Below are 25,590 nucleotides of genomic sequence, written 5' to 3' on the forward strand. Positions count from 1 at the left end.
CCGCTTCGCTCGGCCACCCTCTCCCCAAGGGGAGAGGAGGAGCGGCAACGGTTCGGCATACCTCTTCTCCCCAGCGGGGAGAAGGTGCCGGCAGGCGGATGAGGGGGCTGCTTCACGCCTCTCTATCAAATTTAAGAGGGGCTAAAACCGCGGAGACCGCATGTCCGGATTGAACCTCAACCATGTGACGAAGCAGTTCGGCAACTTCACGGCCGTCAACGACGTGAACCTTTCGGTTCCGGATGGCACGTTCGTCTGCCTGCTCGGGCCGTCCGGCTGCGGCAAGACCACGCTGATGCGGATGATCGCCGGCCTGGATCTTCCGACCGGCGGCTCGATCGAACTCGGCGGCGCCGACATCACCGCGGTACCCACCCACAAGCGCGATCTAGGCATGGTCTTCCAGTCGCTGGCGCTTTTCCCGCACCTGACGGTCGGCGAGAACATCGCCTATTCGCTGCGCATCCGCGGTACGCCCAAGGACGTCCAGAAGAAACGCGTCGACGAGCTCTTGGCGATGATCCACCTGTCGGGCTTCGCGGACCGTTCGGTGGCAAAACTTTCCGGTGGCCAAAGGCAGCGCGTGGCGATCGCCCGCGCCCTCGCCATCTCGCCAAAGCTCTTCCTGCTCGACGAACCGCTGTCGGCGCTCGATGCGAAGCTTCGCGAGGCGATGCAGGTCGAGCTGCGCCAGTTGCAGCAGCGGCTCGGCATCACCACCATCGTCGTCACCCATGACCAGCGCGAAGCGATGACCATGGCCGATACGGTCGTCGTCATGAACGGCGGCGAGATCCGCCAGGCAGCCGCCCCGGTCGATATCTACCGCCGCCCCGCCGACAGTTTCGTCGCCGATTTCATCGGCCAGACCAATCTCCTGCCTGTCGCAGCCGACAGCGCCGGTCGCGCCAGCGTGCTCGGCGAGGTGGTCGAGGGAATTTCGCTCCCCGCCGGTGCGGCAAAAGGCATGTTGTCGGTGCGACCGGAAGACGTGCAGCTAACCGCCCCCGGCCATGGCGCGATTGCCGGCACGGTCACCTTCATCCGCGATCTCGGCGGCGCGATCGAGACCTTCGTGGAGGCAGGCGGCACCCAGGTGATCGCCGTATCGTCGCCGCGCAACCGGCCGGACGTTTCGGTCGGCCAGAACGTCGGCATCCGGCTCGATCCCGCCACCAGCGTGGTGCTCGCCCGATGAGACGCGAACCGCCGCAACGCCTTGCCGACTACGGACCGCTCTTCTTCCCGGCTGGCATGCTGACCGTGTTCTTCGTGGTGCCCTTTGCCACGATGATCGCCGTGTCCTTCTTCCAGCGCGAACAGGGCGGCTTCTATACGCCCGCCTTCGTGTTCGACAATTATGCCCGATTCATCAGCCTGTTCTTCGGCAAGGTTCTGGGCTTCTCACTGTTTCTGGCCGTCGCGGTGGCGATTGCCTGCGTGCTGATCGGCATTCCCTTCACCTATCTGCTCTCCCGGTCGGCGCGAAAGATCCAGATCGTCTGGCTGGTGGTGCTACTCTCCATCCTGTCGCTGTCCGAAGTGATGATCGGCTTTGCCTGGTCGACGCTCTTCTCCCGCACCGCCGGCATCACCAACCTGTTCGTGTGGCTCGGACTCATGGCACAGGCACAAGCGCTGACGCCAAGTTTCGGCGCCGTCATGACCGCCATGACCTACCAGGCCTTCCCCTATACGGTCCTGGTCCTCTATCCGGCGCTGGTGCGCTTGGACCCGACGCTGACCGAAGCGGCCCGCACCCTCGGCGCCTCACCAGTCAAAGCCTTCTTCACCGTCGTGGTGCCGGCGCTGCGCAATACCATTCTGGCGACGCTGATCATGGTCTTCATCTTCGCGCTCGGCTCCTACCTGCTGCCGCAGTTGCTCGGCAGACCGCAGCACTGGACGCTGTCGGTGCTGATCACCGACCAGGCGATCTACCAGTCGAACATGCCGTTCGCCGCCGCCATGGCCGTTTTCCTCGTGCTCGTGTCGCTGGCGCTGGTCGGCCTAGCGCTCTACGCCGGACAGCAGAGGCAAGCGAAATGACATCACTCCGCCGCCTGTTCTTTTTCGTCGTCGGCCTGTTCCTGGCCCTGCCGCTGATCGTCGTCGCCGGGGTCTCGGTAAATGCCCGCCAGACGCTCGCCTTCCCGCCGCAGGGTTTTTCGCTTTCCTGGTACGGCCAGATCTTCACCAATGCCGAATGGCGCAATGCGCTGATCGCCTCGCTGACGCTTGCCGCCTCCTCGGCTTTGCTGGCCCTGCTGATAGCGCTGCCGCTCGCCTGGTTCCTGTGGCGGCGGATCGCTCCCTGGGCCAATATCTTCCAGCTTCTGGGCGTCGCACCCTTCACCCTGCCGCCGGTCATCACCGCGCTCGGCCTGCTCACCTTCTGGGCGACGACCGGTTTTTACGGCCAGCCGTGGACGGCGGTGATCAGCCACGGCATCTTCTTCGTCACTTTGCCGCTGGTGACCCTGTCACTCGGCTTTTCGGCGATCGACCGTTCGCTGGTGGAAGCCGCCGCCACCATGGGCGCCGACGACCGCGTCATTTTCCGCACCGTGGTGCTGCCGCTGATCCTGCCCTATCTCGTCTCGGGCTATGCATTCGCCTTCGTTCTGTCGCTGAACGAATATATCGTCGCCTATATGACCGTCGGTTTCACCATGGAAACCCTGCCGATCAAGATCTTCAACGCGCTGCGCTACGGCTACACGCCGACCATGGCGGCAGTGACGGTGCTGTTTCTGGTGATCGCGGCAGTGATTTTCGGTCTGGTGGCCCGCTTCGGCGACCTGCCGAAACTGCTCGGCGCCATGTCGGACGAGCGCTAAAGGAACAGACACATGAAAATCGCCGGTTTCCAGATGCAACCCGTCGTCGGTGACGTCGAGGCGAACCTCGGCAAGATCGATGCGGCTGCGGCCGAGGCTGCCGCCCAGGGCGCCGCGCTGCTGATCGCGCCGGAACTGGCGCTGACCGGTTATGGCGCGGCTGAGAAATTCCCCGATCTTGCCACGCCCGCGCATGGGCCGGTCACCGACCGACTTTCGGAGATTGCCTCAAAATTCGGTTTGGCGATCGTCGCGGGCTTTGCCGAAAAGACCTTCGAAAACACCTTCAACAGCGCCTTCTTCACCGATGGCAAGGGCCAGACGGCGGTCTACCGCAAATGCAATCTCTACGGTCCCTATGAGCGCAAATGGTTCGCCCAGGAGGACCGCCGCCAGGTTCTGGTGACGCTCGGCGGCATCAGGCTCGGTTTCCTGATCTGCTACGATGTGGAGTTCCCGGAAAACGTCCGGCAGCTCGCAAAGGGCGGCGCCGATCTCGTGGTCGTGCCGACGGCGCTGCCGACCGGCTGGTCCGGCGCCTTCATCGCCGAGCACATGATCCCGGTCCGCGCCTTCGAAAACCAGGTTTTTGTTGCCTACATCAACCACAGTGGTTCCGATGGCCGGTTTTCCTATGCCGGCCTGTCGCGGATTGCAGCACCGGACGGCAAGGTGATTGCCGAAGCACCCGCCGAGGGCGAGGCGCTGATCATCGCCGAGATAGACCCGGCGGCATACATCCAGTCGCGCGCCGAAAACACCTATCTCGCCGATCTCGTATGAGTTCCAGGCCGCGACCATATACGGCCTCCAAGTCAATACGACCTTAGCCAAACTCCCATTTCTTTGATAATGTTGTATAGCATTCGAGGCTGCAGCATTCCGGGGGGAGTCATGACACGTATATTCCGGGCGCCGGCCTTTTATATTCAAGGCCCGGGGGCGCTGAGCCAGCTCGGCGAAAAGGCGGCCACACTCGGCCGTTCGGTCGTGGCGATCTGCGATTCGGTCGTGCTTCCCCATATCGAGGCAGAGCTGACCGAGACCCTGAACCGGCAGGATATTTCGCCGACCGTCATTCCCTTCGATGCGGACGTCACCCACAGGGAAATGGACCGCCTGGCCGAACTGGTGCGCGCAAAAGGTGGCGAAGTGGTGGTCGGCATTGGCGGCGGTCGCACGCTCGATGTCGCCAAGGGTGTGGCGCGCCGCACCGGCCTGCCTTTCGTCAGCGTGCCGACGGTCGCCTCCACCGATGCGCCCTCGACCCGCGGCATCGTCATCTACGACGACCATCACACGATGATCGCCGTCGAACAGATGGACCAGAACCCGGCTTTCGTGATCGTCGACACCACAGTCATCGCAAAAGCTCCTGCCCGTCTGCTGCTCGGCGGCATCGGCGATGCGCTGACCGCCAAATTCGAGACGGAAGGCGCCTGGAAGGGCACCGGCCTCTCAAAGCAGGGCACGCGGCCGCTGAAGACGGGCGTGATGCTCGGCGATATCTGTTACCGGATGCTGCTCGAACACGGGCCCGGCGCCATGCGGGTGGCCGGCACCGGCGAGGTGACGCCGGATCTCGAAGCCGTCATCGAGGCAATCCTTTGGCTCAGCGCGGTCGCCTTCGAGAATACCGGTCTCTCCATTGCCCATGCGGTTGCGACCGAACTCGGTGCGATCGAGCCGGTCCGCAAGCGCTCGCTGCATGGTGAACACGCCGCGTATGGCACACTGGTACAAGCCATCGCTGAGGCCCGCCCCGAGGAAGAATTGACGACGCTGTTTGGCTTCTACGACGAAATCGGCATGCCGCGCCGGCTTTCGGCGCTTGGCTTGCCGGATATCGGCGACGCGGCGATTGAACGCTTGGCTGCCCTATGTGCCAAGAGTCCCTTCCTGGTCAACCAGGAACGGATGCTCGATGCGGATGACCTCGCCGCTGCCTTCCGGGCTGTGGAAAACTACGCTTAAAGCGGGCTCGACCTGCTGCAAATATAAATATAATCATCTGGGAACACAGGGGATTTAGGATGCCGTCAGATAAGGCCAAGGCGCCGGAGGAATGGACCCAGCGCCGCATTCAGTCGATCGAGGTCGGCTTCCAGGTTATTCGCGCCATGGAGGCCGCGAACGGCCCGCTGCCGCTGCGCGATATCGCGGCTGCTGCCGGCATGCCGCCGAGCAAGGCGCATCTCTATCTCGTGAGCTTCGTCAAGGAAGGCGTCGCCTTCCAGGACCCCGTCACCGGCCATTACGGGCTCGGCCGTTTTGCGATCCAGCTTGGCCTGTCTGCCATCCGTCAGCTCGACGTGGTTGAATTCGCCCGTGAGGAGCTCGCAGCGCTGCAGCGCACCGCCGGTTTCGCCACCTATCTTTCGCTCTGGGGCGATCGCGGCCCGGGCATCGTCTCCAAGGTGGATGGCGAGCGGCAGGGGTCTCTCGCCGTCCGCCTCGGCTACGTGCTGCCGCTTCTGACCTCGGCGACCGGCCAGGTCTTCCTCACCTATCTCGACGAGAGCGAGACCATGGCGGTGCGGCAGGACGAGATCGCCGCGGCCAAGCGGGATTCGTCGGATGACAGGACCTCGCCCGCGCCGCCCATCACGACCCCCAAGGACATCCAGAACATCATCGAGACCGTGCGCAAACAGGGTTATGCGATGACCATCAACAGCATCAATTCGAGCTTCGCCGCCGTCGCCGCACCGGTCTTCGATTATAGCGGCCGGATCGTCGCGACCATGACCGTGCTCGGCTCCGACAAACAGCTCGCCGGCCCCCGCAAGAAACCGACCATCGACGCGCTGATGGCCGCCGCACACCGGCTTTCCGAACGACTCGGCGCACCTGGCCGCGGGGCCAAAGGCAAGCACGACGACACACCGCCCGTGGCAGCGAAGCCGACAAGGACGAAGAGCGCGGCGGGGCGGTGATTGCCGCTCATAGTGCGCACCCTCGTGTGACCAAGGTTCGCGTGAAGTGAAGCAGGACAGCGCGATTGGCTGATCTCCCTCCATCATATGTCCACGATTGACGCCATCGAATTAATTAGTATACCTTACGATCCATGGCTGGAGGAGCCGAGGAGGAGGATTTCATGCACGAGATCGATGCAGCCACCGTTGCGAAACGGGAAGAATTTTATGCGCGGATCAAGCCCCACAACATGGCGCCCCTCTGGGAAGTGATGAAGGGCATGCTGCCGCCCGAACCAACCTCCAAGGCACAGGCGCATCGCTGGCGTTACGACGACATCCGCCCGCTGATCCTCGAATCCGGCAGCCTGTTGACCGCCGAAGAGGCGGAGCGCCGGGTGCTGATCCTCGAAAACCCCGCCTTCCCGGCCCAGTCGCGCGCCACCTCCACGCTTTATGCCGGCATCCAGATCATCATGCCGGGCGAAGTGGCGCCTGCCCACCGCCACACGCCGTCGGCGCTACGTTTCATGCTCGAAGGCACCGGCGCCTACACGTCCGTCGGCGGCGAGCGCACCCGCATGTCCTTCGGCGATTTCGTCATCACCCCGGTCTGGACCTGGCACGACCATGGCAATGACGGCACCGAACCGGCCGCCTGGCTGGACGGCCTCGACGTGCCGATGATCGCCTTCTTCGAAGCCGTCTTCCGCGAGGATTCCAACGACACCGAGCAGGAACTGCTTCGGCCGGAAGGCGACTCGCTCGCCCGTTTCGGTTCCGGCATGCTGCCGATCGGCGGCACGAGCCCCTATGGCCAGACGACGCCGATCTTCAACTATCCATATGAGCGCAGCCGCGAAGCCCTTTACCGCGCATCCCGCGGCGAGGCGGTCGACACGCATATCGGCACGACGCTGCGATACTCCAACCCGCTCGACGGCGGCTGGACGATGCCGACCATGTCCGCCTGGCTCAGCCATTTCCCGAAGGGCATGGAAACGGCAAAGATCCGCTCAACGGACCATATCGTCATGTGCATCGCCGAAGGCACCGGCTCGATCACCATAGGCGCGAAAACCTTCGACTTCGGCCCCAAGGACGTGATCGTCGTGCCCGGCTGGTCGTGGCGCTCGTTCAAGGCGAATGAGGACGTCGTCCTATTCTGCTTCTCCGACCGCGTGGCCCAGGAGAAGCTCGGCTATTTCCGCGAAGACCGCACCCGCGTCTGAGCGAACACCAGGATGAGGGAGAGAAATCATGCGTTTTTGTCGTTACGACGATAATCGTCTCGGCGTGGTCGTCGGCGATCAGGTGAAGGACGTCACGAGCGTCCTCGACCGCCTGCCGAACTACCGTTACCCCTTGCCCCACGGCGACCAGTTCATGGCCCATTTCGCGGACTTACGCCCCGTCATGGAAGAGATGGCGAAGACCACGCCTTCCAAGCCGCTGTCAGATGTCGCGCTTCTGAGCCCGATCGCCAATCCCGGCAAGATCGTCGGCGCGCCGGTCAATTACCGGCTCCATCTCGATGAAGTGCTCGACAGCGATCAGCTGCATCACGGCATGAAGATCAAGCCGATTGCCGAGGCCGGCGTGTTCCTGAAGGCGGTAAGCTCGCTGATCGGCCCGTCGGAAGGCGTCGTCGTCGACTGGGCCGACCGCCGCACCGATCACGAGATCGAACTTGCCGTCATCATCGGCAAAAAGGCGTTTCGCGTCTCGGAAGCCGACGCGCTGGATTATGTCGCCGGTTATGCGATCTGTTACGACATCACCATCCGCGGCCCGGAAGAGCGCAGCTACCGCAAATCGCTCGACACGTTCAGCGTCCTCGGCCCTTATGTGGTCACCGCAGACGAGATCCCGAACCCGAACAATCTCGATTTCGAGCTGACGATCGGCGGCGAAAGCCGGCAGAAGTCGAACACCAACATGCTGATCTTCAACGTCCAGAAGCTGATCGAATTCGCCAGCAAGGCCTACACGCTTTATCCCGGCGACATCATCATGACCGGCACGCCGGAAGGCGTCGCCCCGATCGCTCCCGGCGACGTGCTGCACGGCACGTTCGAAGGCATCGGCTCGATGGACGTGAAGGTCTACGGCAACTGGGACAAGACATGAGTTCGGAGCCGAACACATCGGGAGAGAGGGACGGCCATGCCGTCCTTCTCGACGGTGTCGTCGGCATCCGCATCCGGCGCCTGCAGGCCCTGTTCGGCAGCCACTGGCAGACCTGGTTCCGCGCCCGCTCGCTTGCGGTCACCCCGGTGCAGGGCGGCGTGCTGCTGCTGATCCGCCGTTATCCCGGCATCAGCCAGATCGCGCTCGCAAGGCGGTTGCGAATCGAACCGCCGACGCTGGTGCAGACGCTCGGCCCGCTCATCAAACACAAACTCGTCGAACGCGACCGCGCAACCGATGACGGCCGCGTCTACGAACTGCGCCTCACCAAGAGCGGACTCGAGGCCGCCGCCCTCGTGGAAACCTCGACGCCGCAGCACGAGGCGGATCTGTTGCGCTTTCTGTCCGCAGAGGAACGGCAGGTCTTTCTGGAACTCCTTGACAAGGCGATTGCCGGCGCAGAGGCAGCGATCGAGGGGCAGGAGAAGGCGGAGTAACGGGAACTCGATACGGGTGCGCGGTGAACGGGCGACCTCTGCTGCGGTGATTCTTCTTTCCTTCATGGAGAGCTATTCTAACCTCTCCCCGGCCACCCTACCTCTCCGCCGTCATCCTCGGGCTCGACCCGAGGATCCAGCGTCGGGTCATTGCGGCGAAAGGAACTTTCCACGCGAAGTCCTTCGCGTGGATGGATCCTCGGGTCGAGCCCGAGGATGACGGCGGTGTCTGGGGCTGCGGTCACGCCGCCAATTTCTGTGACAACCGTTCCCATCCCCAAGTACAACCACGCCATTTCCCGATTGCCACATAACAGGCGTCCTGATACTCGTTCTCCATGCATCTGGGAGGAGCGGCATAATGCGGTCATGGAAGGTTTTCGAGGCGTCGGAAGTGTTGCGGGAAGTCGAAGAGGCCAACCCTCAGCCCGCCGGTAGCGAGGTCGTCGTTTCTGTATCCCATTGCGGGCTCTGCCATTCGGACCTGACCCTGTGGAAGGGCATTTTCGACATGGGCGACAAAAAGGTGTCGATCGACAGCATCGGCATGAAGCATCCGCTCACCCTCGGCCATGAGATCCTCGGCACCGTCACCGCCTTTGGCCCTGAGGTCAAGAACGTCAAGGTCGGCGATCTCAGGCTTGTCTATCCCTGGCTCGGCTGCGGCGAGTGCGATGTCTGCGACGCAGGCCAGGAAAACCTCTGCATGCAGGGCCGGCCGCTCGGCATGCGCAGGCCCGGCGGTTTCGGCAGCCATGTCGTGGTGCCGGACAGCCGCTATCTCATCGACATCGGTGACCTCGATCCGGCGCTTGCCGCCACCTATGCCTGCTCCGGCCTCACCGCCTATTCGGCGATCAAGAAGGCCATGCCGGTGCGCCCCGACGAGGCGATCGTGGTGGTTGGTGCCGGCGGGCTGGGCCTCAGCGGCATCGTCATCCTCAAGGCGCTCGGACACCGCAACATCGTCGTGGCCGACGTTTCCGAAGAAAAGCTGAAAATCGCAACCGAGGCCGGCGCTCAGAAAACCGTACTTTCGACCGGCGACGACGTGACCAAGAAGATCGTCGATGCGGTGGGCCGGCCGGTGCGCACCATCATCGATTTCGTCAACAACAGCCAGACGGCCGCCTTTTGCTTCCCGGCGCTGGCGCGCGGTGGCCGCATCATCATGGTCGGAATGTTCGGCGGCCAGCTTACCATCCCGACCATGCGGATGGCGCAAGGGGGCCTCAGCCTGATCGGCAGCATCACCGGCACGCTGCAGGAACTGCGCGACCTTGTGGAACTCGCCAAAGGCGGAAAACTCGACGCCATCCCCTATGAAGCGGTACCGAAATCAGCGATCAACGATGCGATGAATCGGCTCTCCCGAGGGGTGGTCAAGGGACGCATCGTTCTAGAGGAGGAGCCGGCGTGAACACGCAGCAGGGCGAAATGATCGAGGTTTGGCGCGGCAGCGTGCGCCAGTGGGAAGTCGACGAGAACGCCCATTGGAACACCCAGTATTACGTGGCCCGTGCCAATGAAGGCCTGGCGATGCTGTTCGGCCTCAACGGCCTGGCCGGCCTGTTCGCGCCAACCTCGGCCACGACAATCGCCTATAACGAGCATCACATCCGCTTCCATCGCGAGGCCCATGCCGGCACGTCGCTGCACATGACCGCCGGTTTCCTTGAGATCGGCGAAACGACGGCGTTTGCGGTGCTCATGCTGTACAATAGCCATTCCGGCCAGCTGGCCGCGAGCTTCCGGATACGGCTCACCCATGTGGACGCAACCGACCTCAAGACGCCCTGCCCCTGGCCGTCGGCTTTCCGCGAAAAGGCTTCCGCCGCGCTGGTCGAGGCTCCCAAGGAGGCACTGGCGCGCGGCACCGGCGACGAACCCGTGACAATCAGCGCCTCCCGCGACCGGGCAATCTCGATTGGCCTGAAGCGTACAGCGATGAGCCTGATCGAACGGGAGGCTTGCGACGCCTTCAACCGCCTCGGTCCGCAGAAATTCATCGGCGCGGTCGGCGGCGGGGTGAAGCAGCTCACCGGCCCGATCCGCGAGCTCGTCAGCAAACATGCCGAAACGCCGCCGGGCAAGATCGGTGGCGCGGTGCTGGAATTCCGCATCCTCTACGGTCAAACCCCGCGCGTCGGCGACTGTTTCGAGATCTGGGGCGGGCTGCAGAAGACCGACCAGCGCGTCATGTCGCTGATCTTCTGGATGATCGATCCGCTTACCGGCCGGGTATTCGGCACGATGCAGTCGGTCGCGGTGGTGTTCGATCTCGATGCGCGGGCGATCGTAAAGATTTCTCCGGCGGCGACAGAGGCGCTTGCTCCGCTGGTGACCGAGGGGCTGGCGCTTTAGGCCGCAGCTTGGCGCGATCCGATAGTCGATTGGCATCTCTCGCCAGTGCGCGTGGCGCGGTCTGCCCCTACCTTTGTGTTCATCAACACGAAGGAGAACCCCATGACCAAGACCATCCTCATCACCGGCACGTCGAGCGGCCTCGGACGCGCCACCGCCAAGCTCTTCCACCAGAACGGCTGGAACGTCATCGCCACGATGCGCACGCCCGAGCGGGAGACTGAACTGACCCAGCTCGACAACGTGCTGGTCACCCGTCTCGACGTTCAGGACGCTTCCTCCATCCGCTCGGCAATCGATGCGGGCCTCGCCAGGTTCGGGCGCATCGATGCTCTGGTGAACAATGCGGGCTATGGTGCTTATGGCCCGCTGGAGGCGACACCTTTCGAGAAAATCCGTCGTCAGTTCGACGTCAATGTGCTGGGCCTGCTGGCGACGACACAGGCTGTGCTCCCCCACTTCCGCGCCAATCGCAGCGGGACGATCGTCAACATCTCGTCGATCGGCGGCCGCATGGCCTTCCCGCTGGGCACTCTCTATCACGGTACGAAGTTCGCCGTGGAAGGCCTGTCGGAGTCGATGCAGTACGAACTCGCGCCGCTGGGGATCGCGGTCAAGGTCATCGAGCCGGGCGGCATCAGGACCGACTTCAGCGGTCGCTCCTTCGACATGAGCAATGATGAGGGCCTTGCCGAATACCAGCCGCTCGTGCAGTCGCTGTTCGGCTTCTTCGGCCCGATGATGGAGAATGCTTCCGAGCCTGAGCTTGTGGCCGAGGTGATCTACGGAGCCGCCACTGATGGCGCCGATCAGCTTCGCTATGCGGCAGGCGCGGACGCCGTCCAGATACTCGCAAGTCGGGCGGCATCCGACGACGCGACCTTCTTCGGCGGCATGAAAGCGCAGTTCGGGCTTTGACAATCCTCCTGTCGCTCCGCGCCATCCCTGACGCGGAGCGATAGACAATCGGCTCCAATCAAGCCTAAGGTTCCCCATGCAGACGCTCACCTACGCTCTTGACACGACCTGGCGCACATTGCTCGCGGACCTTGTCGTCGTGCCGGCGAATGTGCTTCGCCGTGCCGGCCTTCCGGACGATTTATTGCACCAGCCTTCGGTGCGGCTTGAGCCGGAGGACTATTATCGTCTCTGGGAAAGTGCCGAACAGGAGAAGGGCGACCCTCTTTTTCCTATTCGAGTCTGCGAAGCCGTCCGCGCCGAATCCTTCTCGCCACCCCTGTTCGCGGCGCTGTGCAGTCCCAATCTGCTGGTGGCGGCGCAGCGCGTCGCCAAATACAAGAAGCTCATCGGCCCGATGCAGATGGAAGTGCGCGACGATCGCGACATGCTGACCATCGAGTTCGCCTGGCTGGACGGGCCGCGGCGTCCTCCGGTGTCCCTGGTGGCAATGGAGCTGCTTTTCTGTGTCACTCTTGTCCGAATCGGCACACGAGAGGCGATCTCTCCAATCGACGTAACGACGACAGACCTGCCATCGCCACTAGCTCCCTATGAGAATTTCCTGGGCGCTCGTCTCCGCCGTGGCCCTCGTCATATGGTCAGGTTCGCGAAATCCGATGCGGTCCGCCCGTTCCTGACGTCAAACGAGCCTCTTTGGGCCGCATTCGAACCTGATCTGCGCCAGCGTCTGGCGGACCTCGACGCATCGGTGACCGTCGCCAAACGGGTCCGGGCTGCACTTCACGAAGCTATCCCGAGCGGCCTGACGACCATGGAAGCCATCGCCCAAAAATTGGCGGTGAGCAAGCGTACGCTCCAGCGCCGGATCGAAGCCGAGGGTACGAGCTTCCAGCAGATTCTGAAGGAGACGCGGGAAGCACTGGCGCGCCACTATCTGGAAAAGACAGCCCTCCCGGCGTCGGAGATTTCATTCCTGCTAGGCTTCGACGAACCCAACTCCTTCTATCGGGCATTCCGGAGCTGGACAGGGAAAACCCCCGACAGCATCAGGCAGCACGCGTAATTTCGCAATGAACGGAGTTGGACTGGAGACGCCGTCTTTGCATGTCTGAGCGACGGGGCTGTGCATGAATCCGCGGGCCGGCCCTGACGCCACCGGTAATTCGTGGCGTCAGGGCTTCACTCCGGCTTGTGCATCCGGAGCCGCTTAGACCCGAAGCAGCTCAGGCTCGCACTTCGAAGATCATGTTGAACGGGGTTTCGCTCGCGCGTCGGAAGTGCGAATAGCCCGCGTCGAGCGCTACCTTGCGAAGCTTCATCTCGCCAGCCTGAGCTCCAAGGCCAAGGCCGACCTCCTGTGCCATGGAGGCGGGAGTGCAGATCATGGTCGAAGCGCCGTAGTAAACGCGCCCGACCGGGTTGAGATTGTCCTTCAAGCCGTCATGCGCGAAGGGTTCGACGATCATCCAGGTGCCGCCCTTCGCCATCGTCTCGCGGATATGACGACCCGCTCCGACCGGATCGCCCATATCGTGCAGGCAATCGAACATGGCGACGAGATCGTAGTTGCCGCCCGGGAATTCCTTCGCCGAAGCCTGGCGGAACGTCACCCGGTCGCCGACGCCAGCCTCCTGGGCTGCACGCTTTGCGCGCTCAATGGAAGGGGCATGGTAGTCAAACCCGTGAAAATGCGACTTCGGAAAGGCCTTGGCCATGAGGATCGTCGAAGCGCCGTGACCGCAGCCGACGTCGGCGACCTCCGCCCCACGTTCCAGTTTTTCTTTGACGCCTTGAAGCGCCGGAATCCATTCGTCGACCAGATGGCTGTTGTAACCGGGCCGGAAGAAGCGCTCCGTGCCCCGGAAGAGGCAGGTGCTGTGTTCATGCCAGCCGAGCCCACGGCCGGTGCGAAAGGCTTCCTCCACCTTTGGCTCGTCCATCCACATCGACTGCACGATTTCGAAAGCGCCGCCGAAGAAGGCCGGACTGTCCTCATTGGCAAAAACCAGCGCCTGCTCGGGCGTCATGGCGAACTTGCTCGAGGCTTCATCATAGGAAATGTAATCGGCCGCGGCCATGGCGGCGAGCCATTCGCGCACGTTCCGTTCCGTGAGCCCTGTCGTTTCCGCCAGCTCCATCGAGGATCGTGGCCGTCCGTCCATCATCGCCCGGAACAGGCCGAGATGGTCGCCAAGCACGACGAGAACGCCGGACACGCCGGCGCCGAGATCGCCTACCAGGCGACCGACAAGTTCGTCGACTTTCTGCATATCAGCTTCCTGCATGGCACCCTCCATAGGTACGCCCGCCCCAGCCCGGCGGAATTCTACGCCGAGGCAGCACGCCGTCAATGATGCATTCGGACTAGACGGCCGATCGAATTCCGCAGTCTCTTCTCCCCGGTGGGAGAAGGTGCCGGTTGGCGGATGAGGAGGGTCTCACAGCTGCGCCGAAATCAGCGGAACTTCTCAGCCGTCGCGACGCAATTGATCAGCGCAGCCAATTCCTTGCGCGATGCAAACGAAGTTTCCGGGCTTATCGAGAGGAAGGCCTTGATGCCGCGAACGGTCGGCACCGAGTTCTTTTCGAGCTGGCCGACGACGCGTTCCACTTCCGCATCGATGCCGGCATCGGCAACCGTGATGCCGACGATGCCGAGCGTCTTGGCTTCGGTGGCGGGAATCACGTCGCGAGTGAAGACCATGCGCGCGAGCGTGGCGCGGGAAACCCGGTCGGCGAGCGCGTTGAGGACCAGCGTCGGGGCGATGTCGTGGTTCATTTCCGGCACCTGGAAAGTGGCGCTTTCGGCGGCGATCGCCACGTCTGCGAGAGCCGCGATGGCGCAGCCGACACCGGCGGCCCTGCCGCGGATGGCGGTGATGAACGGAACCGGGATTTCGCGCAGTACTTCATAGAAATCGAGCACCGGATCGGAGATCGCGTTGCGCAGGTCGAGCGCGGTGGCGCGGCTGCCAGCGGCCGGCATGGCGGCGCTGCGGCCGGTGCAGAAATCACCGCCCTTGGCGTTCATCAGCACGACGCGGGTTTCCGGCGACAGCGACTTCAGCGCGGCGGTGATCGCCTGCGCCATCTCGGGCGTCAGCGCATTGCCCTTGTCGGGACGGTTGAGGGTGATCTCAAGGACGTTCCCCCGGGTATTGATCAGGACTTCGGACAATGTTTTCTCCTCACGCTTCTTGTCGGGCTTTTGCCGCCTGGATGGCTGCCCAGATACGGGACGGCGTTGCAGGCATTTCGATATGGGTGACGCCGAGATCGGCGAGCGCATCGGTGATGGAGTTGATCGTCACGCCGAGCGACGGTGTCGTACCACCCTCGCCGCCCGGACGGAAACCGAGCGGATGGCTTTTGGCCGGCACTTCGCTGATATGCGTGTCGAAGCTCGGGAAATCCGAAGCGCGCGCCACCTGGTAATCCATGAAGGTGGCCGACAGGTTCTGGCCGGTCTCGCGGTCGTAATTCGACCATTCGAACAGCGCCTGGCCGGCACCCTGGACGATGCCGCCATGGGTCTGGCCATCGACGATCATCGGGTTCAGCGCCTTGCCGACGTCATCGACGGTCGAATAACGCGGGATATGGAAGAAGCCGGTTTCCGGATCGATCTCGATCTCGCAGACCGCTGCGCCATAGGGGTAGGCGAGCCCGTGGGTGGTCTCATCGGAAATCGCCGCAAGCGTGCCCCGCAGTTCGTCCGGCAGGCCGAGGTCGTTTTCCGCAGCCTGTGCCGCCTCGAACAGGCTGACGACGCCGTTCGATCCGCGGGCGCGAAAATGGCCGTCGGTGAAGTCGATCTGTTCCGGAGCGACAGTCAGCATGAAGGCAGCAATCTTGCGGCCGCGTTCGATGATCTCGGCGGTCGCCTTGTGCATGACGATCGAAGAGAAACGCAGCGAGCGGCCGGAATGCGAACCACCGCCGGCCGAGACAAAATCCGTATCGCTGGCGCGGATCTGAACGACCTCGTGGGAAATGCCGAGGAATGAGCCGACGAGCTGGGCAAATGCCGTCTCGTGCCCCTGCCCCGTATTCTGGGTGCCGATGACGACGTCGACGATGCCGGCGGTCGGATCCACGGTGATCTCGGCGCGCTCGCGCGGCACGCCGCTGGTACCCTCGATATAGTTGGACAGGCCGATGCCGCGATACATGCCGCGCTTGCGGGCTTCAGCGCGGCGCACCTCGAAACCCGTCCAGTCGGCCATCTCGAGCACCTTGTCCATGGCCGCGATATATTCACCATTGTCATAGGTGACGCCGACCGGGTTCGAATAGGGTGATGCGTCATCGGGGATCATGTTGATCCGTCGCAATTCCACCCGGTCGAAACCGAACTTGTGCGCGGCGAGATCAATCATCCGCTCGATGATATACATCGCTTCCGGACGGCCAGCGCTACGGTATGGGATGGTTGGCACGGTGTTCGACATCGCGGCGCGGAATTCCACATGCGCGACCGGCACCCGGTAGAGGCTGGTCATCAGCTGAATGCCCTTGTTGAGGGCCGTATAGGACACCGTATGGGCGCCGATATTGCTGGTATTGATCGAGTGGAACGCCAGGAATTTGCCGTTTTCGTCGAGCGCAAGACGCGCCTTCACATGCAGGTCCCTGCCCTGGAAATCCGACAGGAACGCCTCGATGCGCTCCGCCTGGTGCTTTACGGACCGGCCGACGAGCCTGGCGGCATAGGGCAAAAGCACGAATTCCGGGTATGTGGCATTGCGGGTGCCGAAATTGCCGCCGACATCGCGCGGCGCGACAACCCGCACGAAGGCCATGTCGACGCCGAGCGAGACCGCGATCTGCTCGCGCATCATCACCACGCCATGGCCACCGGAAGCATGGATCGTATATTTGCCGGTCTCGGGATCGTATTCGCCCGACGACGACCGCGGCTCCATGTGGACGCCGGTGACGCGCTGCGCCCAGCTGGTGAATTCGAGGACGTGGGCGGCCTTGGCGAAGGCCTCTGCGGTGCCGGCCCTGTCACCGACTTCGCCGTCCATCGCCTTGTTGCCCGGAACATGGTCCCAAAGCTGCGGCGCACCTTCCTCCAGCGCGTCGACGCCGCGCACGACGGAGGGCAGCTCCTCCCAGTCGATTTCGATCGCTTCTGCGGCGTCCTTGGCGAGATTGGTGCTCTCGGCGACGACCATGGCGACCGCTTCGCCAACGAAGCGGGCCCTGTCGGTCGGCAGTGCCTGGTGGTGGGTGCGGGCGCGCTCGGTGCCGTCATGGTTCTTAATGCGGATATCGGAGCCGAACTGCGAACTACCGATCGCATGCGGAATCGGCGCGATGCCGGCGGCAACGATATCCGCGCCGGTCAGGACGGCAAGCACGCCCGGCATTTCCCGGGCGGCCGAAGTGTCGATGCTGCGGATGATCGCATGGGCGTGGGGCGAACGGACGAAGGAGGCATAGGCCGTATTCTCGAATTTGAGGTCGTCGGCATATTGGCCTTTGCCGGTGATCAACCGGTTGTCTTCCTTACGCCTGACGTCTTCACCGATCATGCTCATGTTCATCAACTTCCATGGAAATTCTCAAAAGCGCGCCGGATTGGTTTTCAATCCGGCACGCCGTTTCGTCGAGCCTTAGCGGGAGGCCTGATTGAGGATGCGGGCAGGAGACGCCATCGGGCGCGCAGGCTGCCGCCATGGACAGTGCTCCGTCCGGCGTCTGCCGCATGCCTTGATTGTGAAAACCATCATGCCATTCCTCCCTGCCGCGCCGCCCGTTCCCCATGGCCGGCGGCGCATCCTGCTCACCTCCGGAAAACCCGGTCAACGGCGCAATGCGAATTATTCATAATAGACACATTCTATCCGTCAATGTTGAAAATCACCCTGCAGCGGGAATTAAAAGACCCGAGACGAAAAAAGGCCCGGCAGGGCCGGGCCAAATTTCCCCGGGAGGGGAATTGCGTCAGGCGGCCTCAGGTCCCTGGTTGAGCACATACCCCGGGCCGCGCTTTAGGAAGTCTGTCCAGAGGCGCAGCGTGCGTTCCGGCTGGTCGACCTCGATCGAATGGGCGGCGTCGAAGATGAAGGCGCGTTGCGAGGTCGGGATGTTGCGCTTCAGGTGCGCGCCTGCCTCTGCCGGTACGACCTTGTCTTCCGTGCCGAGCAGGATCAGCGTGACCGCCTCGATCGAGGGCAGGCGCGCACTGAGTGCCTCGTCAACCTGAACATTATTTGCGAGGCGCTCGTAGGTTTTGCCGTTAGTGGCCATGACATCCGGCGATTTCGGCGTCGACTTGATCTTCTGCGGATGGGCGTAGAGCGCCTTGAACCGCGCTTCCAGATCGACCGGGAGGCCGCCCTTGCCTTCGAAGCGGAAGCCGGCCGGCACGCCGAGAATCAGGTGATCGACCATCGTCGGATATTCGACGGCGAGCCACAAAGCGGTCCAGCTGCCGAAGGACGAGCCGATCACGTCGAAACGCGGGCCGACCAGCTTTTCGGCGAACTCGGCGACAATGGCCACCCAGTCCTGCACCGACTTCAGGCTATCGTTGCTTTCGGTGTCGTCGAAGCCGGGGCAGATCGGCGCATAGACCGTATGGTTGCCGGTCAACGCCTTCAGCGGTTCGGTCAGCATCACGCCACCGGCGGCGTGGAGATAGACAACCGGCGTGCCCGTACCGCCGACATGATAGGAGAGCTTTCCGCGGGAAAGCTCGATCGTCTTCAATTCAAAGCTCATGGATCAAACTCCTCTTACAGACCAGCAACTTCGGGAGCGACGCGGTCGCGGAACAGTTCCATGCCGCGGCGAACGACGCTGCCCGGCATGTTACCGACCTTGATCGTCAGGTTCAGCAGGCCGCAATCCAGCTCCTGGCGCAGGCGCTTGATCTGCTTGATCACCGATTGCGGGCTGCCGCAGATGATCGAACCGGCTTCGATCTGCTCTTCCACCGTGCGGCCGCGCAGGGTGGCGAGACGCTTCTGGAAATTCTCGCCGGCATCAGCTTCCGTGTAATAACGGCTCTGGCCGAGCACGAGCTGCTGGGCGGAGCGCTGCGGGCGCATCAGCGTCTGGTGGAAATAGGTCTGGGCGGAAGCCATGTGGTGCTTTGCCTCCTCGTCGGTGTCGGCAATGCAGATCTGCTGGCCGACCAGGATGTCGTCCGGCGTCGGCTCCCAGCCGTAGGAGCGCGCGGTCTTCTTGAAGTTCTCGACGGCCGCCTTGGCGATCGACAGGTCCTGGATCAACGTGATGCCCATGATGGCACGCATCTTGGCGACGAATTCGGCCGATTCCGCATTGCTGGCGGACATCAGAATGCGCGGATGCGGCTTCTGGATCGGCTTCGGCCAGATGGAGACAGCCGGGAACTGGTAGTGCTCTCCTTCCCAGCCGAAGGGTTCGTCCTCGGTCCAGCACTTGATGATCAGCTCGGTCGCTTCGCGCAGGCGGCTGCGGGATTCGCTCGGAGGGATGTTGTAGGCGATATATTCGTGCGGGATGCCCCGGAGGAAGCCGGCGACAAGGCGGCCGCCGGACATCACATCGATCATCGCATATTCTTCGGCGACGCGGATCGGGTTGAGCAGCGGCAGCAGGTTGCCGACGATGGCGATCTTGGCCTTGCTTGTCTGGCGGGCAAGCGCACCGGCGATCAGGTTCGGGTTCGACATCAGGCCATAGGGGCTGAAGTGGTGCTCGTTACAGCCCACCCAGTCGAAACCATAGTTTTCGGCATCGACCATTTCGTCGATATATTCGTTGTAGAGCGCCTGGATCCGGGTGCTGTCGATCCCGTGCGTGCTGACCGGCCATTCATGCGGCAGCTTGTCGTAGTCCGGATAGGGCATCAGGTGGAAGAAGTTGAATTTCATGGAAAGCTCCGCTGGGACCGTGGCCGCATAAGGGTCAAACGGATCCGACGATGACGGGTGAAAATGGGATCAGTTGCTGGCGACGAGACGTGGCGCGACGTCGTCAACGCGGCGACTTGCCATCGCCATTTCGGCAAAACTGACGACCTGCGAGGCGACGATTTCGAGCGGCTGGGCAACCTCGCGACGGGCCGGATGGCCGTCGACGAAAGGCTTCTCGTTGGACTTGATGGTCGCTGCATAAGGGGTCGGCCAGCCACGCAGCGCATGCACGATGGAGCGCAGGCCGATCAGCGTGGAGCCGAGCGCCTGGTCGCCAGCGGCGCAGACAATGCAGCCGACGGCGCGGCCCTCGAAATAGGTACGGGCGTCCTCGCGCATGTCTTCCGTATAGTCGATGACGTTCTTGATCATGCCGGACATGCCGCCGTGGTAGCTCGGCGTTGCGATGACGATGCCGTCGGCGCGGCGCAGCGCCTGGAGGAGGCGAAGCGCGGCCGGCGTGCGATGGGTGACACCCGGATCGAAGAGTGGCAGCTCGAGCTCCGCACCGCAGATGAGGTCAGTCTCCGCGCCAGCCTTTTCGGCGGCGGCGAGGCAATAGCGCAGAGCAAGCTCGGAGCTCGAGCCGGGGCGCTGGGTTCCGCCGATACCGACAATATAGGGCTTACCGGTCTGCGTCATAGTGGTCTCCTCCCTCGGCCAAGCCCGATTGCCTTATCAGGCATCCTGAAGAGAGTTTTGTATACCTTTTACATCAAAGTCAAGGGATATCCGTTATCATCAAACTCATTTCGTCAAGATGGTATACACTTTTTGACGATTAGCCTCTATGGACGATTGTCATATTTTCCCGCATCATCATCAGGGCAAGGAAAAAGGTGGCCACTTGACCAACGAGACAACCAGAGACAGTGCGAAGGACGGGACGACGCAGAGTGCCGTCGAAACCGCCTATCACCGCATCCGGCATCTGATCCTGACCGGCGAGATGCGCTCCGGCGACAAACTCTTGGAAAACCAGCTCGCCACCGCGATCGGCGTTTCGCGCACCCCGATCCGCGAAGCCTTGAACCGGCTGAACGCCGAGGGCCTCGTCGTTTTGGAACGCTACCGGCGGGGCATCGTCGCGGATTTTTCGCTCGACGATGCGGTTGAAATCTTCCGGCTGCGCGCCATTCTCGAAGGGCATGCGGCCAGCCGCGCCGCCACCCGCATTTCGGAAGCCGACCTGCAACGATTGCAGGAGCTGGAACGGGTGATGGAGACCCAGTTTGAGGAACTCGGCTGGAACGAACATCTCGAAGGCTTCGACAGGCTCAACGCCGAATTCCACGCGGTGATCGCTGCAGCTGCCGAAAGCCCGCGGCTGGAAAAGATCCTCGCCTCGTCGCTGGAGCTGCCAGCCGCGATTTTCAACCGATATTCCGAACCGGTCGAGGTGCGGACAAGGCGCACCCATGCCCAGCACCGGGAAATCCTCGCAGCATTGAAGGCTCGCAACCCCGAATGGGCGCAGGCGGCAATGAACGCGCATCTCTTCTCACTTTTGCCGTCTGCCTCGGGCTCGCTGGAGCATGAAGACGGGACGAAATGAAGCGGTAGTCGCGCACTCTTCGAGGCTCCCACGGACTGGCCGTTACGGATCCGCTACCGGTTGGTGGCCATCCACAAGACGTGGCGGGCACCACCGCGCTTGCCGTTGGCGCGCACATTCACCTCTTCGATGGCAAATCCGACCTCCCGCAATCGGCGGGTAAAGCCTGCATCCGGCGCCGACGACCAGACGGCCAGCACGCCGTTGGCGCGCAGCGCAGCCTTGGCGGCCCGCAGGCCGGGGTGGTTGTAGAGGCTGTCGTTGGAAGCGCGAGTCAGCCCGTCGGGACCGTTGTCGACATCGAGCAATATGGCGTCGTAAGTGGCTTTCTGCGAGCGGATCAGCGCACCGACATCGCCGACATGGATATCGACACGCGGATCGTCGAGCGTGCCCTTGTGAAACTCCGCCATCGGTCCGCGCGCCCAATCGACCACGGCCGGCACCAGTTCCGCAACGGTAATCCTGGTGCCGTCCGGCAGAGCGCCCAGCGCTGCCCGCAACGTAAAACCCATGCCAAGGCCGCCGATCAGCACGCGGGCGTTCTCGCGCCCGGCGATCCGTTCGCAGGAGAGCGTCGCGAGCGCCTCTTCCGAACCGCTCAGCCGACTGTTCATGAGTTCGGTCGAACCCAGCATGATGGAAAATTCGGCTCCGCGCTGTTTCAGGCGCAACTCACCGCCCTCGCCGGGAATGGTCGCGCGGTCAAGCTGGATCCAAGGAAGCATCGGCATGTCTCGTTGTCTTGTGTCGACGCCTCCTAACACAGACCTCATGTGAAAAACATAAGCACGCCTTCGATCATCGTCGATTGCGACCCCAATGGGACATCGAGCCCGCGGGCGCCCGGAAGGGACGCGGCACGATCGAACAACCCGAACTTCTAGGCGGTCGGCGGAGGTGGAAATGTCAGTGCCTCGATCAGCACAAAAGCGAACTCTTCAAGTTCGTCATCGTTAAGCTCCGAATAATCGTCTTCTTTCGGAAGATCATCCGAGCGCGCGTCGTCGCTTTTTGGAATCATGTCTCGCCCCAGCCCGCGGCGAACATGCATGAAATCGCGCAAAGTGCATCATTTTTTTATGCTGTGCTGCAAAAAATAAGAAGGCCCGCGCCTTATCCCCCTGCGCGGGCCTGTCCTAAGACGTAACCTCTTCTACGCTCGACTTAGGATGACTTCATTGTACTCCAGACAGCCAAGTCCTCAATTCGTCCAAAAGACCTAGCACAAGGGGTATAGGCCCGAGGGGAGCGGCCGGCTATTTGGGGCGCCGGCCGCTAAGACCGCGGCGACTGGGGGGTGCAATTGTGCGGTCCTGCGCCACAAATGACGCCATTCCCGATCACACATCAAGCTGAACCTTGGGTGGGTCTGGCTACGCCCAAAGGCTTGATAGGCTTATGGAGATCATCAAACCGGCATGCCCCCTCAAGCGGCCTTCCTGGCCGTCACGTTGCGCAAATAAGGCATCACCTCTTTGGAATAGATCTCCATGTTCTTGCGGGTTAGCTCGGCCGGCAGGGTGCCGAACTGCAGCAATGTCAGCAGATGGCCGAAGCCGATCTGGCCCTGGTATTCCTCCAGCTTCTCGCGCACCGTCGCCGGACTGCCGCAGATGAACTTGCCCTCTTCGATGACGCTGTCGATGGTCTGCTTCATCGAATGGCCAGCCTTGGCGCTCATGGCGCCCACCATCGATTTCACCGAGGTGTAGCCCGGCGGCAGCAGCATCTCCATCGGCATGCGGAGGAACTTCTGCAGGAAGGCCTCGATATGCTCCTTGGCTTCGCGGCGGGCGATCTCGTCGGTCTCGGCGACATAGAGTGGCAGCGACCAGCCCAGCTGGTCCTCGGTCGCCTCGTAGCCGTAGCCGGCCGCGACGTCCTTGTACATCTTCATGTAGCGGGCGACGGTCGAGACCGAGGCGAAGGTCTGGAGATAGGTGTATTTGCGGTCCGGATGTGCGGCCCATTCGATCGTTTCGCTGGAACCCTGGCTCGGAATCCAGATCGGCGGATGCGGATTGTCCTGATAGACCCGCGGCCAGACGTTCACATATTCGAAATTGTAGTGCTTGCCCTCGAAGACGCTCGGGCCCGGCTTTGTCCAGGCCTGCAGGATCAGGTCATGGGCTTCCTGGAACCGCTCGTGCGAAAAGGCCGGGTTGACGCCCCAGGAATGGTATTCGGCGCCGATGCCGCGCACCATGCCGGCGATCAGGCGGCCGCCGGTAATGTTGTCGACCATCGCGAATTCTTCCGCCACAGTCAGCGGGTTGTTGAGCAGCGGCAGCGCGCGGCCGAGAATGGCGATCTTGACGTTCTTGGTGCGGCGGGCAAGCGCGCCGGCCATGACACCGGGGATCGGCATCAGGCCATAGGCGTTGGAATGATGCTCGTTGACGCAGATGCCGTCGAAGCCGAGCTGGTCGGCATATTCGAGCTCGTCCAGGTAACGGTTGTAGAGCTGGTGGCCCTTCTTGGGGTCGTAGTAGGTGTTCGGCAGGGTGACCCAGGCGGAATTGTGCTTCTCGTCGTAGGATAGATCGAGATCCGCATAGGGCATCAGGTGCATGAAGTAGAATTTCATCGTGTAACCTCCCCGATGAAGCCGCCGACAAGCTGGGCGAAACGGTCAGCCTTCTCGATCTGCGGCACGTGTCCGCAGTTCTCGATGATTTCCAGCCGCGAATTGGGAATGAGCTCCTGCCATGCCGGACCATAGCCGGCCGGCACGACCTTATCGCTGTCGCCCCAGAGGATCAGCGTCGGCACCAAGATCCGATGCAGCCATTTGTGCAGGTCGGGATTATAGAAACGCGGCTCCCAGGCGAGTTTCGCCGTTGTGAGCTTGTTCTTGAGCACGGTCTCCAGCCCTTCCTTCGAAGGCGGTGCCGCGAGCATCTGTTCGGCATAGCTCTGATCGTGGAACAGATTGCGGGCGGTCTCTTCCGCATTCCACATGAAGACATCGCCCTTGCGCAGGCCCTTCACGCGGATGCCGGCAGGCGCCACTAATGTCAGCGAATTCAACTTCGTCTGGTTGCGGATGGCGATCTCTGCCGACAGCCAGCCGCCGATCGAACCGCCGACCAGATTGATCTGGTCGAGGCCTAGATGGTCTATGACGTCGAGATAGAAGAAGGCAAGGTCGGACATGCCGTCCAGCCATTCCGGAGAATCGGAGGCGCCGAAGCCGGGATGTTCCGGCACGAACACCTCATAGCTCTCGGCAAGCTTCTCCATGAACGGTGCCCATCGGGCCGCGCCGCTCGAACCATGGAGAAACAGCAGCGGCGCACCTTTGCCGCCGCGCATGAACCGGACATTACAGCCGGCAATCGTTTCGGTGTTTTCGACAAAGCCCATCGGTATTCCATCCTCCCTAGGCCTAAAAGGTATACAGATTGACTGATACGACCATCGCAGACGCTCCCCTGTCCACGTTGATTGGGCCAATTTGTATAACTCTTCAGAAAGGGTCAATATGATTCTGTCAAATTTTGATTGATAATAGCAAATTTCTAACTTGCTTTGTGCGAAGTTGCATACAAAGGTGGCGCGGCCTGGAGAGGTGAGTTTAGGGCCTCCGGGTGCTCAGGGAGGAGCAAGATGCACGCCGAAAAACTGTTCGATCTCAAAGGCCAGGTGGCAGTCGTCACAGGTGCGGCCAGCGGCCTCGGCCTCGCCATCACCAAGACGCTCGCCGCCAATGGCGCGCATGTGGCGCTTATCGACCTCAATCCGGAAACGCTCGCCGCCGCCTATCAATGGCTGAACGGCCAAGGTTATTCCGCTGAAAGCCACCAGGTCGACGTGTCTGATAGCGCGGCGCTACGCAGCACGATCGACAACATCGCCGAAAAGCACGGCCATCTGGATATTCTCGTCGCCAATGCCGGCATCAGCGGAGGCCCGAGCTCCCGCACCGAGGCCGGCGCGATCGAGAATGTCAGCGACGAACTGTGGAACAAGGTGGTGGATGTTAATCTGACAGCCACCTTTGTGGCCATCCAGGCCTCCGCCAAGCATATGAAGAAGCAGAAAAGCGGCCGCATCGTCGCGATCGCCTCGATCGCCGGCATGCGCGGCGATCCGATGACTGGTTACGCCTATGCATCCAGCAAGGGCGCCGTCGTCAATCTCGTCAAGCAGGCCTCGTGGGAACTGGCGCCCTATAACGTGCTGGTCAACGGTATCGCGCCCGGCCCCTTCCGCACCAATATCGCCGGCGGCCGCATCCGCGAGCCGGAAATCGAGAAGGCGTTTGCCGACACCGTACCGCTCGGCCGCATCGCCGAGACCGATGAGATCATGGGTCTGGCGCTGCTCCTGTCATCGAAAGCATCGAGTTTCATGACCGGCGCGGTGATCCCGATCGATGGCGGTACGGTCGCCGTCTAACCCGCGATACGAGATGTCGCGATTGACAATATCAGGCTCCCTGCTTTA

Annotated in this window: 26 protein-coding genes; 15 read left to right on the forward strand and 11 right to left on the reverse strand. The window is 62.4% G+C overall.

The genetic code is table 11. The features are described from left to right. Nucleotides 1–160 precede the first annotated feature (160 nt). The 13 genes from PMI07_RS07390 to PMI07_RS07450 all read left to right on the forward strand — a co-directional run bounded on the left by PMI07_RS07390 (nucleotide 161) and on the right by PMI07_RS07450 (nucleotide 12,733). Nucleotides 161–1,198 (forward strand): ABC transporter ATP-binding protein, encoded by a 1,038-nt coding sequence (locus tag PMI07_RS07390; RefSeq protein WP_007759495.1) that lies wholly within the window; start codon nucleotides 161–163, stop codon nucleotides 1,196–1,198. After that, nucleotides 1,195–2,049: an ABC transporter permease gene (locus PMI07_RS07395; RefSeq protein WP_007759494.1), complete on the forward strand. Its 855-nt coding sequence runs from the start codon at nucleotides 1,195–1,197 to the stop codon at nucleotides 2,047–2,049. The genes PMI07_RS07390 and PMI07_RS07395 overlap by 4 nt, the downstream gene beginning before the upstream one ends. Continuing rightward, entirely contained in the window at nucleotides 2,046–2,840 is a 795-nt protein-coding gene (locus PMI07_RS07400; RefSeq protein ID WP_007759493.1) for an ABC transporter permease, read from the forward strand. The genes PMI07_RS07395 and PMI07_RS07400 overlap by 4 nt, the downstream gene beginning before the upstream one ends. Before the next feature lie 12 nt (nucleotides 2,841–2,852). Next, nucleotides 2,853–3,623, forward strand: a complete 771-nt coding sequence (locus PMI07_RS07405) for a carbon-nitrogen hydrolase family protein (RefSeq protein ID WP_007759491.1) — start codon at nucleotides 2,853–2,855, stop codon at nucleotides 3,621–3,623. A gap of 111 nt (nucleotides 3,624–3,734) precedes the next feature. Continuing rightward, nucleotides 3,735–4,814: an iron-containing alcohol dehydrogenase gene (locus tag PMI07_RS07410; protein WP_007759488.1), complete on the forward strand. Its 1,080-nt coding sequence runs from the start codon at nucleotides 3,735–3,737 to the stop codon at nucleotides 4,812–4,814. Between the two features lie 59 nt (nucleotides 4,815–4,873). Further along, on the forward strand, nucleotides 4,874–5,776 hold the full coding sequence (locus PMI07_RS07415) for an IclR family transcriptional regulator (RefSeq protein ID WP_007759486.1): 903 nt from the start codon (nucleotides 4,874–4,876) through the stop codon (nucleotides 5,774–5,776). A gap of 164 nt (nucleotides 5,777–5,940) precedes the next feature. Continuing rightward, the gene (gene gtdA / locus PMI07_RS07420; RefSeq protein ID WP_007759484.1) at nucleotides 5,941–6,990 is read left to right on the forward strand and encodes a gentisate 1,2-dioxygenase; all 1,050 of its coding nucleotides are present in this window, start codon (nucleotides 5,941–5,943) and stop codon (nucleotides 6,988–6,990) included. Nucleotides 6,991–7,018: 28 nt separating this feature from the next. Then, nucleotides 7,019–7,888, forward strand: a complete 870-nt coding sequence (locus PMI07_RS07425; protein WP_007759482.1) for a fumarylacetoacetate hydrolase family protein — start codon at nucleotides 7,019–7,021, stop codon at nucleotides 7,886–7,888. Then, entirely contained in the window at nucleotides 7,885–8,385 is a 501-nt protein-coding gene (locus PMI07_RS07430; RefSeq protein ID WP_007759480.1) for a MarR family transcriptional regulator, read from the forward strand. The genes PMI07_RS07425 and PMI07_RS07430 overlap by 4 nt, the downstream gene beginning before the upstream one ends. A 361-nt stretch (nucleotides 8,386–8,746) precedes the next feature. Beyond that, entirely contained in the window at nucleotides 8,747–9,805 is a 1,059-nt protein-coding gene (locus PMI07_RS07435; protein ID WP_007759478.1) for an alcohol dehydrogenase, read from the forward strand. Continuing rightward, entirely contained in the window at nucleotides 9,802–10,749 is a 948-nt protein-coding gene (locus PMI07_RS07440; RefSeq protein ID WP_007759475.1) for an acyl-ACP thioesterase, read from the forward strand. Before PMI07_RS07435 ends, PMI07_RS07440 begins: the two co-directional genes overlap by 4 nt. A 102-nt stretch (nucleotides 10,750–10,851) precedes the next feature. Next, nucleotides 10,852–11,667 (forward strand): SDR family oxidoreductase, encoded by an 816-nt coding sequence (locus tag PMI07_RS07445; protein WP_024163653.1) that lies wholly within the window; start codon nucleotides 10,852–10,854, stop codon nucleotides 11,665–11,667. A gap of 76 nt (nucleotides 11,668–11,743) precedes the next feature. Then, nucleotides 11,744–12,733, forward strand: a complete 990-nt coding sequence (locus tag PMI07_RS07450; RefSeq protein WP_007760211.1) for an AraC family transcriptional regulator — start codon at nucleotides 11,744–11,746, stop codon at nucleotides 12,731–12,733. A 160-nt stretch (nucleotides 12,734–12,893) separates the two neighbouring features. Here the strand turns inward: PMI07_RS07450 and PMI07_RS07455 are convergent, their stop codons facing one another. The 7 genes from PMI07_RS07455 to PMI07_RS07480 all read right to left on the reverse strand — a co-directional run bounded on the left by PMI07_RS07455 (nucleotide 12,894) and on the right by PMI07_RS07480 (nucleotide 20,225). Next, the gene (locus PMI07_RS07455) at nucleotides 12,894–13,955 is read right to left on the reverse strand and encodes a methyltransferase domain-containing protein (protein WP_007760209.1); all 1,062 of its coding nucleotides are present in this window, start codon (nucleotides 13,953–13,955) and stop codon (nucleotides 12,894–12,896) included. A gap of 170 nt (nucleotides 13,956–14,125) precedes the next feature. Further along, nucleotides 14,126–14,848, reverse strand: a complete 723-nt coding sequence (locus tag PMI07_RS07460; RefSeq protein WP_024163654.1) for an enoyl-CoA hydratase/isomerase family protein — start codon at nucleotides 14,846–14,848, stop codon at nucleotides 14,126–14,128. Between the two features lie 10 nt (nucleotides 14,849–14,858). Then, a complete protein-coding gene (locus PMI07_RS07465) occupies nucleotides 14,859–17,216 on the reverse strand; it encodes a xanthine dehydrogenase family protein molybdopterin-binding subunit (protein WP_155956412.1) in 2,358 nt (785 codons plus the stop codon). Next, nucleotides 17,200–17,484, reverse strand: coding sequence for a hypothetical protein (locus PMI07_RS34790; protein WP_155956413.1), 285 nt, complete (start codon nucleotides 17,482–17,484; stop codon nucleotides 17,200–17,202). Before PMI07_RS34790 ends, PMI07_RS07465 begins: the two co-directional genes overlap by 17 nt. Nucleotides 17,485–17,622: 138 nt before the next feature. Beyond that, nucleotides 17,623–18,402 (reverse strand): alpha/beta hydrolase, encoded by a 780-nt coding sequence (locus tag PMI07_RS07470; protein ID WP_007761913.1) that lies wholly within the window; start codon nucleotides 18,400–18,402, stop codon nucleotides 17,623–17,625. A gap of 14 nt (nucleotides 18,403–18,416) precedes the next feature. Next, complete coding sequence (locus PMI07_RS07475) at nucleotides 18,417–19,541, reverse strand: LLM class flavin-dependent oxidoreductase (protein ID WP_007761910.1); 1,125 nt, start codon at nucleotides 19,539–19,541, stop codon at nucleotides 18,417–18,419. 69 nt (nucleotides 19,542–19,610) lie between these two features. Continuing rightward, complete coding sequence (locus PMI07_RS07480) at nucleotides 19,611–20,225, reverse strand: NAD(P)H-dependent oxidoreductase (protein WP_007761908.1); 615 nt, start codon at nucleotides 20,223–20,225, stop codon at nucleotides 19,611–19,613. A gap of 205 nt (nucleotides 20,226–20,430) precedes the next feature. Here PMI07_RS07480 and PMI07_RS07485 point away from each other — a divergent pair, with 205 nt between their 5' ends. Further along, nucleotides 20,431–21,138: a GntR family transcriptional regulator gene (locus PMI07_RS07485; RefSeq protein WP_007761905.1), complete on the forward strand. Its 708-nt coding sequence runs from the start codon at nucleotides 20,431–20,433 to the stop codon at nucleotides 21,136–21,138. 53 nt (nucleotides 21,139–21,191) lie between these two features. Here the strand turns inward: PMI07_RS07485 and PMI07_RS07490 are convergent, their stop codons facing one another. The 4 genes from PMI07_RS07490 to PMI07_RS07500 all read right to left on the reverse strand — a co-directional run bounded on the left by PMI07_RS07490 (nucleotide 21,192) and on the right by PMI07_RS07500 (nucleotide 24,507). Beyond that, the gene (locus tag PMI07_RS07490; protein WP_007770424.1) at nucleotides 21,192–21,866 is read right to left on the reverse strand and encodes an MnmC family methyltransferase; all 675 of its coding nucleotides are present in this window, start codon (nucleotides 21,864–21,866) and stop codon (nucleotides 21,192–21,194) included. Nucleotides 21,867–22,021: 155 nt separating this feature from the next. Next, nucleotides 22,022–22,204 carry a hypothetical protein gene (locus tag PMI07_RS34795; protein ID WP_155956415.1) on the reverse strand — a complete coding sequence of 61 codons (183 nt, stop codon included), beginning with the start codon at nucleotides 22,202–22,204 and terminating at the stop codon, nucleotides 22,022–22,024. Nucleotides 22,205–22,567: 363 nt separating this feature from the next. Further along, on the reverse strand, nucleotides 22,568–23,728 hold the full coding sequence (locus tag PMI07_RS07495; RefSeq protein ID WP_024163655.1) for an LLM class flavin-dependent oxidoreductase: 1,161 nt from the start codon (nucleotides 23,726–23,728) through the stop codon (nucleotides 22,568–22,570). Then, nucleotides 23,725–24,507 (reverse strand): alpha/beta hydrolase, encoded by a 783-nt coding sequence (locus PMI07_RS07500; protein WP_007756304.1) that lies wholly within the window; start codon nucleotides 24,505–24,507, stop codon nucleotides 23,725–23,727. Before PMI07_RS07500 ends, PMI07_RS07495 begins: the two co-directional genes overlap by 4 nt. A 243-nt stretch (nucleotides 24,508–24,750) precedes the next feature. Here PMI07_RS07500 and PMI07_RS07505 point away from each other — a divergent pair, with 243 nt between their 5' ends. Further along, complete coding sequence (locus PMI07_RS07505; protein ID WP_007756320.1) at nucleotides 24,751–25,542, forward strand: SDR family NAD(P)-dependent oxidoreductase; 792 nt, start codon at nucleotides 24,751–24,753, stop codon at nucleotides 25,540–25,542. Nucleotides 25,543–25,590: the final 48 nt, after the last annotated feature.

It is taken from the genome of Rhizobium sp. CF080 (assembly GCF_000282095.2).
Taxonomy (GTDB): Bacteria; Pseudomonadota; Alphaproteobacteria; order Rhizobiales; family Rhizobiaceae; genus Neorhizobium.

Bases quoted from the DNA above. Each gene is read 5' to 3' on its own strand.
- PMI07_RS07410 (WP_007759488.1), top strand. From the start codon at position 3,735: ATGACACGTATATTCCGGGCGCCGGCCTTTTATATTCAAGGCCCGGGG.
- PMI07_RS07435 (WP_007759478.1), top strand. From the start codon at position 8,747: ATGCGGTCATGGAAGGTTTTCGAGGCGTCGGAAGTGTTGCGGGAAGTC.
- PMI07_RS07405 (WP_007759491.1), top strand. From the start codon at position 2,853: ATGAAAATCGCCGGTTTCCAGATGCAACCCGTCGTCGGTGACGTCGAG.
- PMI07_RS07430 (WP_007759480.1), top strand. From the start codon at position 7,885: ATGAGTTCGGAGCCGAACACATCGGGAGAGAGGGACGGCCATGCCGTC.
- PMI07_RS07390 (WP_007759495.1), top strand. From the start codon at position 161: ATGTCCGGATTGAACCTCAACCATGTGACGAAGCAGTTCGGCAACTTC.
- PMI07_RS07470 (WP_007761913.1), bottom strand. From the start codon at position 18,402: ATGAGCTTTGAATTGAAGACGATCGAGCTTTCCCGCGGAAAGCTCTCC.
- PMI07_RS07415 (WP_007759486.1), top strand. From the start codon at position 4,874: ATGCCGTCAGATAAGGCCAAGGCGCCGGAGGAATGGACCCAGCGCCGC.
- PMI07_RS07475 (WP_007761910.1), bottom strand. From the start codon at position 19,541: ATGAAATTCAACTTCTTCCACCTGATGCCCTATCCGGACTACGACAAG.
- PMI07_RS07465 (WP_155956412.1), bottom strand. From the start codon at position 17,216: ATGAGCATGATCGGTGAAGACGTCAGGCGTAAGGAAGACAACCGGTTG.
- PMI07_RS07490 (WP_007770424.1), bottom strand. From the start codon at position 21,866: ATGCTTCCTTGGATCCAGCTTGACCGCGCGACCATTCCCGGCGAGGGC.
- PMI07_RS07425 (WP_007759482.1), top strand. From the start codon at position 7,019: ATGCGTTTTTGTCGTTACGACGATAATCGTCTCGGCGTGGTCGTCGGC.
- PMI07_RS07500 (WP_007756304.1), bottom strand. From the start codon at position 24,507: ATGGGCTTTGTCGAAAACACCGAAACGATTGCCGGCTGTAATGTCCGG.
- PMI07_RS07505 (WP_007756320.1), top strand. From the start codon at position 24,751: ATGCACGCCGAAAAACTGTTCGATCTCAAAGGCCAGGTGGCAGTCGTC.
- gtdA (WP_007759484.1), top strand. From the start codon at position 5,941: ATGCACGAGATCGATGCAGCCACCGTTGCGAAACGGGAAGAATTTTAT.
- PMI07_RS07495 (WP_024163655.1), bottom strand. From the start codon at position 23,728: ATGAAATTCTACTTCATGCACCTGATGCCCTATGCGGATCTCGATCTA.
- PMI07_RS07450 (WP_007760211.1), top strand. From the start codon at position 11,744: ATGCAGACGCTCACCTACGCTCTTGACACGACCTGGCGCACATTGCTC.
- PMI07_RS07400 (WP_007759493.1), top strand. From the start codon at position 2,046: ATGACATCACTCCGCCGCCTGTTCTTTTTCGTCGTCGGCCTGTTCCTG.
- PMI07_RS07480 (WP_007761908.1), bottom strand. From the start codon at position 20,225: ATGACGCAGACCGGTAAGCCCTATATTGTCGGTATCGGCGGAACCCAG.
- PMI07_RS07445 (WP_024163653.1), top strand. From the start codon at position 10,852: ATGACCAAGACCATCCTCATCACCGGCACGTCGAGCGGCCTCGGACGC.
- PMI07_RS07395 (WP_007759494.1), top strand. From the start codon at position 1,195: ATGAGACGCGAACCGCCGCAACGCCTTGCCGACTACGGACCGCTCTTC.
- PMI07_RS07455 (WP_007760209.1), bottom strand. From the start codon at position 13,955: ATGCAGGAAGCTGATATGCAGAAAGTCGACGAACTTGTCGGTCGCCTG.